The following is a 12227-nucleotide window of genomic DNA, read 5'->3' as shown; positions in this document are numbered from 1 at the left end:
AATTGCTCAACGACTACCGCTGAAATACTGGCAAAAGCACTTTATCCTTTATGCTATTGTTCATTGTTTATAAATTACAGGACGCTTTTTGTTGTTAGGAATCAGGGAACAGAATTCATGGCGAAACAATTAAACCTTCTCTCGCAGGGACAGGTCATTCCCACGGCTTTGCATACAGAAATGCAAAGGTCATACCTTGAATACGCCATGAGTGTTATTGTCGGGCGAGCATTACCGGACGTACGTGATGGATTAAAGCCAGTTCACCGCCGGATTTTGTATGCAATGCACGAACTAGGGTTAACTCCCGATCGCCCTTATCGTAAATGCGCGCGTGTTGTCGGAGACGTACTAGGTAAATATCATCCGCACGGCGACCAAGCAGTGTACGATGCCTTAGTACGACTAGTACAAGACTTTTCGAGTCGCTATCCTTTACTCGCAGGTCACGGTAACTTTGGTTCGGTCGATAACGATCCGCCAGCCGCGATGCGTTATACCGAAACTCGCTTAGCTCCAATTAGCCATGAAGCATTATTAGCCGAAATTGGCGAAGAAACGATTGAATTTATCAGTAACTTCGATAACTCCCAGCAAGAACCTGTGGTTTTACCCGCGCAGTTACCGTTGCTGCTGTTAAATGGTTGTGCGGGAATTGCAGTAGGGATGGCAACGAATATTCCGCCGCATAACTTGGGCGAACTCGTTGATGGCTTGATTGCGCTGATCGATCAGCCAGAATTATCCGATGAAAAATTATTTGAACTCATTCCTGGACCTGACTTTCCTACAGGAGGCGAAATTATCGGTACAGCAGGCATTCGCGAAGCCTACAGCACTGGTCGCGGAAGTATGACGCTACGGGGAGTCGCCCAAATCGAAGAAGTGGCTGGAGGACGTGGCAGTAAGCAGCGACGTACAGCAATTGTCGTGACTGAGTTGCCGTTTCAAGTGAATAAGGCGGGTTGGATTGAAAAAGTTGCCGAGTTAGTGAACCAAGGGCGCTTGGAGGGTATTGCCGATATTCGCGATGAAAGCGATCGCACCGGAATGCGCGTCGTCATTGAACTCAAGCGCGACAACAATCCGCAAGAGGTGTTGCAGCACCTGTATCATCAAACTGCGCTACAAGTGAACTTTGGGGCAATTTTATTAGCACTTGTCGATGGACAACCTCGTCAGTTAAGTTTACGGCAACTTTTACAAGAATTTCTTAAGTTTCGCGAAGAAACTCTCAATCGCCGCTACAAGCATCAGTTACATCAAGCCGAAAGTCGCATTCATATTGTTTCCGGTTTGCTGCGGGCGCTGTCGCATCTTGATGATGTCATTGCCATTTTACGTCAGGCGAGTGATGGTAGTACTGCCAAAATGACTTTACAAAGTCGATTTGATTTGACTGACAGCCAAGCGGACGCTATTTTAGCAATGCCTCTGCGTCGCTTGACAAGTTTAGAACAGGAGAACCTGAAAAAAGAATTTGAAGCGTTAAACGCACAAATTCAAGAATTACAAAAACTCCTCAACGATCGCCGCGAGTTGCTCAAAGCGCTCAAAAAAGATTTGCGATCGCTCAAGCGCAAGTTTGGCGATGCGCGACGGACAAAATTAGCGCATGATGTACAACCCATCACCGAGAAAAAGGCGGGAGAAAAAAAATCGCAATCGAAACCTCAAGCCTTACCACTTGATGTACAACCTGTGGAAGAGGTGGTTTTGGAGTTTACGCAGCGGGGCTACGTCAAGCGATCGGCAAATGGTCAACGTGCGAGTAGAAAATCGAAAGCAGAAAATGGTAATTCTGAGTATGATTGCGTGATTCAAACTCAAACTGCCAAAACCGACCAAACATTGCTTGTATTGACTAGTAGCGGTAAAGTGTTTCCGGTACAAGTCGGCGAAATTCCTGCATCGGTACGCGGAGAAAAGCGTGGTAGTCCATTGATTGGCTTGCTTCCTAACTCGGCGGCTACAGAAACCGTCGTGTCGCAATTCTTATTGCCCGACGATCCAGAAAACACCCAACTCGTCTTGTTAACGAAATTAGGAAAAATTAAGCGATTGGCAATGACAGAGTTTTTGAGTATTACCAATCGTGGTTTGACGATCGTCAAATTTAAAGACGATGATGAGTTGTTATCAGCCCTTGTCGTGCAACCTGAGCAAAATTTGGTTCTCGCTACAGTTGGTGGAAGATTATTGCGTTTTCCTGTGAATGACGAACAATTGCCCATTATGGGGCGTACTGCGGTGGGTTTACAAGCATTGCGGCTACGCAAACAAGAGAAGTTAGTCGGTGGGGTGGCGCTCAATAACTTAGGTGATAATGTCTTGTTGGTTTCGCAATCAGGATTGGCAAAACGAGTATCAGCAAGTACGCTACGCCAAGGAAATCGCGGTGATATTGGCACGCAGGCGATACAGTTTACCTCTAAATCGGATGCTTTAGCAGGAATGGTGTTAGCGACAGAGGAGGTGGCTTTGGTGACAAGTACGCAAAGAGTTGTGCGGATACCTGTCAATCAAGTGACGGTTCGAGGTAAAGATGGCGCAGGCGATCGCATCGCAGAATTGAATCCTGGAGAGAAGGTGATTGAGGTAGTGGCAATTGATTAAATGTTAGTTGGCTCTTTGTGAGGTTGGTCATAGGTAATGGGTAATAGGGTTAAAGTAGCTCGTGCTGGTAATGCTTGACGATTCAGGTGATATTGCTACTCGTGAGTTGTCTTAATAAATCGTAAAATGGTTGCCAGTTGTCTTCTTGGGCGATTGGTTCCCAAACTGATTCGATGACTGATCGGAGTAAGGCAATTTTGGGATTACTTTGTTGAAGCTGTTTTGATATGTTTGCTGCTTCAGATTGAGGGAGTTTTGTCAAGTGTTTATGATACAAGTTACGCCATTTTTTTAGTAATTCAGAGGAGGTATCCCAGGGTAAATCTAATGTGTCTAAAATTGAATTAGCATCTTCTCGCCATTTTGGTGAAAAGTTTTGTGTTAGTTTCTCAAAAAAGTCGTGATAGCCTACTTGTGTTTCTTGTAATAGTTGAATTGTTGTTTGGACAAGTTCTTCTCCTTCTGTAACAGATAACTGAGAAAAACCTAGTTTTTTTAACATTAATCGGCTGTATTCTATATGGTAATGCTCGTCAAACATAGACAAGCCTACTTCCATATCTTCAGGAGAAATAACAGCTTGTAAGGGTTCTTGTAGAAGCTCTAAATTAAATTTACAAACACTCGGTTGTCTGCCGTAACAGTAGCGACGATAGTAATCAAAATATGCTGCTGTAAATAGCGGATCGTAGGAGGGAATGAAAGCATAAGGACCATAATCAAAGCTTTCTCCCGTGATTGACATATTATCGGTATTTAGCACTCCGTGACAGAAACCTGCTGCCATCCACTGGGCGGTGAGTTCAGCGACACGTTTGACAAGTTCTGCATAGAATAGCGAGTATTGATCGGCTTGACCCCACATTGCGGGATAGTAGTATTCGATAACGTGACTGAGTAACTTTTGAATTAAATCTGGACGTTCGATATAGTAGAGTCGCTCGAAAGTGCCAAAACGAATGTGCGATCGGCTAAAACGTACCATCACCGACGATCGCGTTGGAGAGGGTTCATCACCGCGCCACAATGCTTCTCCTGTTTCAATCAAACTAAGACAGCGACTCGTACGCACGCCCATGTGATGCAAAGCTTCAGCAGCTAGAACTTCGCGCACGCCACCTTTGAGTGTTAATCTACCATCAGCACTGCGCGAGTAAGGCGTTGTTCCTGAACCCTTAGTACCAAAGTCGTAAAGTTCGCCATCTGTACCGCGTACTTGTCCGTAGAGAAATCCTCTGCCATCTCCTAAATACGGATTATATTGCCCAAACTGGTAGCCGTGATAGCGCAAGGCTAGTAACGGTTCGCGTCCTTGGAATTTACCAAAAGCTTCGATAAAGTGTTCGTCTGTAACCGCTTGTGGATCGAGTTTTAGTAGTGAAAGTAACGCATCGTTGCGAAAGCGAAGAATATGTGTCGGAAATTCCGCCGCGACAACTCGATCGAAGTAATCGTTACCTAAAGATTCTAAGGCAGGTTCGTAGTTGAGTGCGAGGAAGGGGTTAGTGTCAGCTAAGTTCATTGATGTTAAAGTTTGACATTCTCTAACTTTAGCTAACACGACTCAGGATATGCCCAGCCTACAATTCTTGCAGGATTTCCTGCGGCGGTCGCATACGCAGGTACTTCATCAAACACTGCACCTGCACCGACATCAAAGTAAACTTGTAAGTAGTGGGCGTAATCACAAAGTCAGGCTTGAGTATTTCTGGCAGTGGGTAACAGGTAATAGGTAATTATTGCTTAATATTCTTTGCGATCGCCAATTACCAATGACCATTTACCAGCCTTTAGATCGCGTTTATTTTTACTTATCTACCTAGTAGAAACTCGGTTTAAAGTCATGCCTAGCGACAACTCGTTAGTTCTTGATCGAGAAGATAAAGTTTTACAGATTTTCCCACGTCCGCCACTTCTTACAAGTTCTCAAGCGGGTTGGGATGGAATTGCACTAGGTATACATGTGTCAGCCAGCGTATGAAGTTCCTGAAATGTATAGCCCGCGTTGGCACTCGATCGCCATTGGATCGGTAAAAGTGTCCTGATCGCAAATTTCGATCGAAATCAGTGACTAAGAACAAGTCTTGACGTCACCTTGGTTGTTAGTGGTTGTTAGTGTTGCTTGATGTAGAGTGGATTGCAACGCTTCTTGGAGAACTAAAGCAACGATTTTAGGATGAAATAATGCCGTTGGTGTTTTTAGCATATGCATAACTTGGATAAACTGCGATCGCACCTCAACATTCTTGGTAGATAACAGCATGATTCGATCCATATACCAGTGCATCAACTTCGTTTTTCGATCGAGTGACTTACCTTCCGTACTGCGATAGCGGTAATCTTCGCTGGTTGCAAGTGTCCAAGGAACCGCGTTAACTTGGGCTAATTGCTTTTGAAAACGTTTACTTAAACCAGAAAGACCTTTTTTGAGACACCGATCTAAAGTTTCTGCTGCGATCGCGGCTGTTGTCATTCCTTGTCCGTATACCGGATTGAACGCACACGCTGCATCGCCTGTTACAACCAAACCTTCTGGCATTCGGCGCAGTTTTTCGTAATGGCGGCGACGGTTTTCGGTAGCGCGATAGCTAACTATTGGCGAGAGAGGTTTAGCATCTTTGATGGCATCGTATAGTAGCGAACTACGCAGACTCCTTGTAAATTCGAGGAAACCAGCTTCGTCTGTGGGTGGATAGTCTTTATCTCCTCCACCGAGAGAAACTAGCCAGCGACCGCCTTCGATAGGTAACATTAACGCTCCGCGTGGCGCATTTGGTGGTGCGGCTTGCAAATACAAAGCTTGCCAATCGCTGGAAAAGTTCGCAGGAGGTTGATAAATGCGACTTGCGTAACCAACATGAGCATTCACAACGGTTTCTGGCGGCGGTTCGTAACCAAGTGCTGTTAACCACTGCGGAGTTTTGGACATTCGCCCAGTGGCATCGACGATCAGATCGGCATAGACTTGTTTAGTGACACTTCCACGATGCAGTTGATCGTGCAACCGTACTTGAACCCCAGCAATCGCTGTTTTATCGGCATTAGCAAGTAAACCTGTCACTTCAGATTCAGTAACAAAGCCTACTTGAGGACACTGCATCAAGCGTTGACGTATACCCCATTCCAATAAACTGCGGCTGCTAGCCAACAACATCACTCCAGAAGTAAAGCGAATACCCCACCCCGCTGGATTGAGCCAAGCCGCATCTTTTGCCATGTCAAGCTGTGATGCGCCCGCAGCATATAACTCTGCGTGCAAGCCTGGAAAAAGTTCTTCTAAAATCATCGCCCCACGCATCAATAACACGTGGACGTGATGCGATTGCGGAACACCTTTACGCGGTACAGGTTCATCAGGAACGAGATCGCGTTCGATAATCGTGACTTGCTCAAAATACTTCGTTAAAACTCGACCAGTCACCAGCCCAGCGATACTACCGCCAATCACTACCGCATGGCGACCTTGATTCGACAATAGCTTAGAATGCATGGGATAACTCCTGTAGATTTGCAGTGTGTTTCTCAGTAGCATCTTGAGGATTTTGATGGAGTGCTTACCTTCTCCTATCCTGGAAACACATCTATTTGCTTAGTGTTTATATCTACAGTGACGGTAGAGTCGATTACAGAATTACCACATGTCACTTAGGGTAAAAGTCACGCTCAATGAGTTGTTTCATTATGTTTTGAACAAGCCTTATGCTTCGAACCCAATAACGCGATCGCTTGAGAGCGGTTTCCTGAAATAACTCTCCCACTTTGAAAAATAGCATGACAGCAACAGCTTCGGGTAATTTATGAATCGCGATCGCTCCTAGTGTTGCAATTGTCATATTTAAAACCATTCTTAAGCCTTGGAACGCGATCGCATCTCGCGTTGCTTAGTTTTTATTTTTCTAAGGATTATTTAATAACACTCTTAATCATCTCCAAGTGTTTTGGCAACAAATCCGCTAATGCATAACGTTCTAGAACCGTGTCTCTAGCTTTGGCGCGAAGTTCTGCCATGCGGGTTGGATGATTCAGCACTTCATCAACGCGATCGGCAATTTGCTGCGGTGCGAAGAAATCAACGAGTAACCCATTTTCACCATCTTGAATCACTTCCGCAACAGGTGCAGTATTAGAACCTAGTACCAAACACCCTGTAGACATCGCCTCAATCATTGACCAAGATAAAACAAACGGGCGCGTCAGGTAAACATGAACTGAGGAAGCTTGAATGACTTGCAGATATTGATTGTAAGGTAACGAGCCTGTGAAATGTACGCGCGATAAATCTAATGGAACCTTTTTGAGCATAAACTCTTTGTAAGTCATGCCATCAGGTAAAGATTTACCGTAGCAAACGCGTTCAGAACCGACAATGACAACATGACAATGGGGGCGGCGTTCTTGAATATAAGCGATCGCTTCGATAAATTGCGGAAAACCTCGATACGGTTCCATCCCCCGCGCTACATACGTGACAAGTTCGTCAACGCCGGATAAATCTAGATTCGGTAAAACTAACTTAGCACCAGGTTTAGGCTTGAAGTATTCAGTGTCAACGCCATCATGCAATACAGAAATCTTACTGTGGAATTCTGGCGGGAACTGCGCGCGTTGCCAATATGTGGGAGATAAACCGCGATCGCAACTGTACAAATCAATTAAAATCGGTGCATTTTTAATCCGAATCCGTGCCACATCATCGACGCTTAAAGGATCGCTTGGATCGAAGTCAGCATCCGAGCCGCGCGCGTGATAAAACCACTCAAAATAACAAATTAGTGGTGTATTTGGAAATGCATCTTTAACAAATAATGTTGGACCCCAACCCGAATGTCCGCAAATAACATCGGGAATAAATTTTCGTGCTTTTAATTGTTCAGCTATTTTATATACTGCTTGTCCGTGCAACACTGCACTTTCTAATGGTCGGACGTAATGGTGCGTTGATGGATGTGGAGTGCGACTTGGTTCAAAAATAGCTTTATAAACGCCTGGTAGCGAAACATCTTTATTTTTAGTACCGAAAACAACTTGATTGTTTGGATTGCTAGCCAGCGCTTGTGCAATATGACGATATTGCGCTGGAAAATTAGTATGCAGAAATAAAATTCGCATTGATTTTTTACTAATGAATAAGGGTCACTAAAAATCTGTAATAGTTCTTCCCATTACCCATTACCTAACTGTTTCCAAGCTCTTAATCTTCTTATCAAACATATTCATAAACATACTTAAAACTGTTCTTTTACGCACTTTAATACTACTATTAACACTCATGCCTGATTGTAGCGGTACTTCTTTTCCGTTAATATTTAATGCTTGGCGTTCGAGTTGAATTTTGGCAGGGAAAGCATAATAAGGGCGTTCTTGCGTTGGCGGTAAAGCATCTGAGCCAACCCAAACTAATTTACCTTTAATACTTCCAAATTCAGATTCTGGAAAGGATTCAATTTTGACGTCAGTTTCCATCCCTGGATACACAAACCCAATATCTTTGTTTGTTATAAATACTGAAGCAACTAAATTTTCATTAGGCACGATTTTTAGTATTGGTTCAGTAGAATTTGCGACAAAACCTTGCGATTTTGCTTGTAAATCAAAAACAATTCCATCTACAGGCGATCGCAGTTCTTGATATTGCAAGCTTTGATTTGCTTTGCTGAGTTGTGCATCAATTTCTGCAATTCGTTTTTCGTTTTCTATTTTGTTTCGCCCAAGTTGAGTATCAATTTCTGCGATTTTTTTCTGATTATCTGCAATTTTAGTTAAAACATCTTTAGCCGTCAGCGCGATGGTATTTTGTAACTGTTCTCGCGCTTGAGCAATTTGAATTGTCAGTTTTTGTTGTTCAGCGGTTAAACGATCTACTTCCGATTGGCGCGTTAAAACTTCTTGTTGTTGGCGTTGGTATTGTACTTGCGATAATCCACCTTCTTCGGCAACAGGTGCAATTTTGTCAAGAATTCCTTGGTTGATTTCAGCAACTTTTTTAGCGGTTTCTAGTTGTGCTTGTGTTTGACTAAGTTGTTTTTCTAATTCTTTGATTTCGAGATAAGCATCGGCTACGCGCGAACGATATTCAGCTCTTGCGCTTGCTAGCAATTGTTGTTGGTTAGTATCAAACTCGCCTTCGATCCGCTTACTCGGATTAAATCCATTAACTTGGGCTTTTAAAAAGTCATTTTCTGCAACTAAAGCGGCGCGCAATCGCGTTAGTGTTGCGAAGTCGGATGAATTATCTAAGTTATTACCAGCTGCAGCGGTTGTATAAAATTGATTTTCGCGTAATAAGGAAGCTTTTAATTGAATGAGCGATCGCACATCCGCTTGCGGTGCGGTAGGATCGAAGGTGACTAAGAGTTCGCCTTTTTTAACTAATTGCCCATCTTTCACATAAATGTCGCGGACAACACCGCCAGTTGGGGCTTTAATTTCTTTTGTCGATCCTTGCGGTTCGAGTTTTCCGGTTGCAGGTACGGCTTGTTCAATTTTGGCGACTGAAGCCCAGATAAACGCCGAAGTCGTTACCGACACAAGTAACCACATGACGACTCTTGACCATACTGCGGGTTGTTCTAGGATGACTGGTTGTTCGATCGATTCTGACTTCATAGCTGCGACTCCTGTTGTTGATAAAGACAGTAGTACCGTCCTTTGAGTGCCATTAGTTCTTGATGCGTTCCTTGTTCGACAATCGAGCCTTGATCCATGACGACGATCGTATCGGCATTTCTGACAGTAGAAAGGCGGTGCGTAATAAAGAAGACGGTTCTACCTTGAAACGCTTCGTTTAAGTTGTTGCATACTTGCCGCTCAGAATTGTAGTCTAGAGCACTTGTTGCTTCGTCTAAAATTAAGAGCTTGGGGTTTTGTAAAACGGTACGCGCGATCGCAATTCGCTGGCGTTGTCCGCCAGATAAGGAAGCACCTCGTTCGCCAACGACGGTATTATATCCTTGGGGCAAAGACATAATAAAGTCATGCGCCGCTGCGATCTTTGCGGCTGCAATAATTTCTTCAGAACTCGCTTCAGGATTGGTTAAGGCAATATTTTCTTGAACAGTACCATTAAATAGCAACGTATCTTGCAAAACGACGCCAATTTGGCGCCGCAGCGAATAAAGTTCAACTTTACTAATGTCGTAGCGGTCAATCTGAATTCTTCCGGAGGTTGGTTCGTATAATCGTTGCAATAATTTAGCTAAGGTACTTTTACCTGAACCACTTTGTCCAACAATTCCTACAAAAGAACCAGCAGGAATTTCTAAATTAATATTAATTAATTGTAATGGACCATTACTATTAAACCCAAACGACACCGCATCATAATGCACGTCACCTTTAATTTCTGGCATGGGGATATTATCCCGATTGTTTTCATCAACTTCTTGCGGTGCATCTAAAATATCGCTAAGGCGTTCAATTGATAAAGCAGTTTCTTGGAAATTTTGCCACAGCTGAATCAGTCTTAATAAAGGACTTGTGACGTAGCCAGCAATGATCCGAAAAGCGATTAATTGTCCTAATGTCAGTTGATTTGCTAAAACAAGATGCGCGCCTACCCACAGTAAAAGCAAGCCTGTAAATTTATTTAAAAAACCGCTAATTGAACTTGCTGTGCTAAATGTAAGAACGTTCTTAAAACCAGCAGTAATATATTTTGCATAGCGTTCTTGCCACTGCCAGCGCGATTTTAGTTCAATGTTTTGTGCTTTAACTGTTTGAATTCCTGATAAAACTTCTACTAAATAAGACTGTGTATCTGCATATTTCTCGGCTTTTTTATGTAGTTGCCGTCGGACGATGGGCGAGACAAATATTGTTAGTAAAGCAAATAATGGAATCGTAATTAAAGTAACGAGGGTAAGCAGCCAGCTATAAAATAGCATCACTGCAACGTAAATGACTGAAAATATAGCATCTAATACAACGGTTAATGCTGTTCCTGTTAGGAATTGCCGAATATTTTCAAGTTCGTTGATTCGTCCGGCGAGTTCCCCAATTCTGCGCCGATCGAAATATTTAAGCGGTAGGCGTAATAAATGGTCGATAACTTCTGAGCCTAAACTCAGGTCAATGCGGTTTGTGGTATCCACAAATAAATACGTTCTAACGCTCGTTAATAGTGCCTCAAATACAGCCACTCCAAGGAGAAAGATACCCAATACATCCAAGGTATCAATACTGCGCTGTACGAGAACTTTATCAATAATAACTTGTGTAATAAGTGGATTGGCTAAACCGAAAAGCTGCACAAAAAGCGAGGCGACTAAAACTTCAATTAAGACTTTGCGGTAGCGATAAATTGATGGTAAAAACCAGCGTAAGCTAAACTTTTCTTTAACTTGCTCGCTGGGCGGTTGTAGTAGCAGTACTTGTCCTTCTTTTCCCCAAATTTCCGCAAAGCCTTGGGGACTTTTACGTAAAATTCCACCTTCAGGAATGGCAAGAACTAATTCTTTTTCACTAATGCTGTAGATAATGGCAAGACTATCGGCGTAGCGAATGAGTGCGGGGGCTTTGAGGCGGTTGATTGCGGTTGCTGAGACTTGGACTAACTGCGCGCGTAAACCCATCATTTCGGCGATCGCACCACAGGCTTGTAGCGAAATATTGCCTGCGCTTTTGTATTGATTTTCTAAAACTTTGCGAATTAAATCTTTACGAAACGCAAGTCCAAGAAACTGACTCAACATTTGAAAACACGCTAGAGGAGCCTCAATTGTACCTCTAGCGCGGATGATGGGGTATTTCGGTTTAGCAGCATAAGGATCGGGTGGGGCTTCGGGTGGATAGTCGGGCGCGTAAGGAATTTCTAAAGAAGGTATACTAATTGATGTGACTTCATGGTTAGCACTCGGTAAAATTGCATCTTTTGTGTTGATGCGTTCGCGGATCGGCAGTCCCAGCAAACGCATATTTTCAACGCGAATGACTTGTGAGGAACCATCAACAGGTAGACGACTCCCGACAGGAAAATCTGAAATCGTTCCGCTACTAACCAACCACACGCGATCCGCATCGAGTTGCGCGAGATTGAATTTACCCTTGGGGATGTTGCGGACAATCGCATCTTGCCACGCGGCGATCGCTAACTCTTTTAAATTGGGAGTTTCGTTAGCACTGCGTTGGAGGTCGACGCTTAGTAACTCAAAGACTTCACTCAAACTACAACTATTGCGAAAAGCTTGTTCTATGATTGGTTGTGAATTGAGTAAATTTAAGAAGTCTTGGGATGCTATCGTAATACAAATAACTTCCGTCGATGCGATCGCCGTTTCGCAGGGAATGCCACGGACTATAGAATTTGCTCCTAAGATTTTTCCTTCCCCTAGTAACTCTAAGCTGACTGGAGTACGCGAGCGCTGATCGTAGCCTAATAACCGTGCTTGCCCTTGATAGATAATAGCAACTTGCGCAGGCATTTTTTCTCTAACGAGAATTGATTGCCCGACGCGATAGCGCATTAATCGGCAATTCGCGGTGATTTCTTCGATTACCTCTGTTGATAACTGGTCAAACGGGGGAGTTTGTGCCAAGAAAGCTCGAATTGGAGCCAGAGGGATGCTTTGAGTCATACGCTATAAATTCATCAGCTGATTTAATTAAGTATCCAC

Annotated in this window: 7 protein-coding genes; 1 reads left to right on the top strand and 6 read right to left on the bottom strand. The window is 43.6% G+C overall.

Annotated features, from left to right (window positions below; translation table 11 throughout):
• The first annotated feature begins 117 nt into the window (after positions 1-117).
• A complete protein-coding gene (gyrA, locus tag B1A85_RS19610) occupies positions 118-2616 on the top strand; it encodes a DNA gyrase subunit A (protein ID WP_104548424.1) in 2499 nt (832 codons plus the stop codon).
• A gap of 82 nt (positions 2617-2698) precedes the next feature.
• Here the strand turns inward: gyrA and B1A85_RS19605 are convergent, their stop codons facing one another.
• The 6 genes from B1A85_RS19605 to B1A85_RS19575 all read right to left on the bottom strand — a co-directional run bounded on the left by B1A85_RS19605 (position 2699) and on the right by B1A85_RS19575 (position 12188).
• Complete coding sequence (locus tag B1A85_RS19605) at positions 2699-4138, bottom strand: YdiU family protein (RefSeq protein ID WP_104548423.1); 1440 nt, start codon at positions 4136-4138, stop codon at positions 2699-2701.
• 549 nt (positions 4139-4687) lie between these two features.
• Positions 4688-6106 carry an NAD(P)/FAD-dependent oxidoreductase gene (locus tag B1A85_RS19595; RefSeq protein ID WP_104548422.1) on the bottom strand — a complete coding sequence of 473 codons (1419 nt, stop codon included), beginning with the start codon at positions 6104-6106 and terminating at the stop codon, positions 4688-4690.
• 151 nt (positions 6107-6257) lie between these two features.
• Entirely contained in the window at positions 6258-6449 is a 192-nt protein-coding gene (locus B1A85_RS19590; RefSeq protein WP_146087204.1) for a hypothetical protein, read from the bottom strand.
• 70 nt (positions 6450-6519) lie between these two features.
• Positions 6520-7725: a glycosyltransferase family 4 protein gene (locus B1A85_RS19585; RefSeq protein WP_104548420.1), complete on the bottom strand. Its 1206-nt coding sequence runs from the start codon at positions 7723-7725 to the stop codon at positions 6520-6522.
• Positions 7726-7785: 60 nt separating this feature from the next.
• Positions 7786-9222, bottom strand: a complete 1437-nt coding sequence (locus tag B1A85_RS19580) for an HlyD family efflux transporter periplasmic adaptor subunit (protein ID WP_104548419.1) — start codon at positions 9220-9222, stop codon at positions 7786-7788.
• On the bottom strand, positions 9219-12188 hold the full coding sequence (locus tag B1A85_RS19575) for a peptidase domain-containing ABC transporter (protein WP_104548418.1): 2970 nt from the start codon (positions 12186-12188) through the stop codon (positions 9219-9221). Before B1A85_RS19575 ends, B1A85_RS19580 begins: the two co-directional genes overlap by 4 nt.
• Positions 12189-12227 lie beyond the last annotated feature (39 nt).

The sequence above is a fragment of the Chroococcidiopsis sp. TS-821 genome, assembly GCF_002939305.1.
GTDB lineage: Bacteria > Cyanobacteriota > Cyanobacteriia > Cyanobacteriales > Chroococcidiopsidaceae > Chroogloeocystis.
This window is presented reverse-complemented; position numbering and strand designations above follow the sequence as displayed.

Bases quoted from the DNA above. Each gene is read 5' to 3' on its own strand.
- gyrA (WP_104548424.1), top strand. From the start codon at position 118: ATGGCGAAACAATTAAACCTTCTCTCGCAGGGACAGGTCATTCCCACG.
- B1A85_RS19605 (WP_104548423.1), bottom strand. From the start codon at position 4,138: ATGAACTTAGCTGACACTAACCCCTTCCTCGCACTCAACTACGAACCT.
- B1A85_RS19595 (WP_104548422.1), bottom strand. From the start codon at position 6,106: ATGCATTCTAAGCTATTGTCGAATCAAGGTCGCCATGCGGTAGTGATT.
- B1A85_RS19590 (WP_146087204.1), bottom strand. From the start codon at position 6,449: ATGACAATTGCAACACTAGGAGCGATCGCGATTCATAAATTACCCGAA.
- B1A85_RS19585 (WP_104548420.1), bottom strand. From the start codon at position 7,725: ATGCGAATTTTATTTCTGCATACTAATTTTCCAGCGCAATATCGTCAT.
- B1A85_RS19580 (WP_104548419.1), bottom strand. From the start codon at position 9,222: ATGAAGTCAGAATCGATCGAACAACCAGTCATCCTAGAACAACCCGCA.
- B1A85_RS19575 (WP_104548418.1), bottom strand. From the start codon at position 12,188: ATGACTCAAAGCATCCCTCTGGCTCCAATTCGAGCTTTCTTGGCACAA.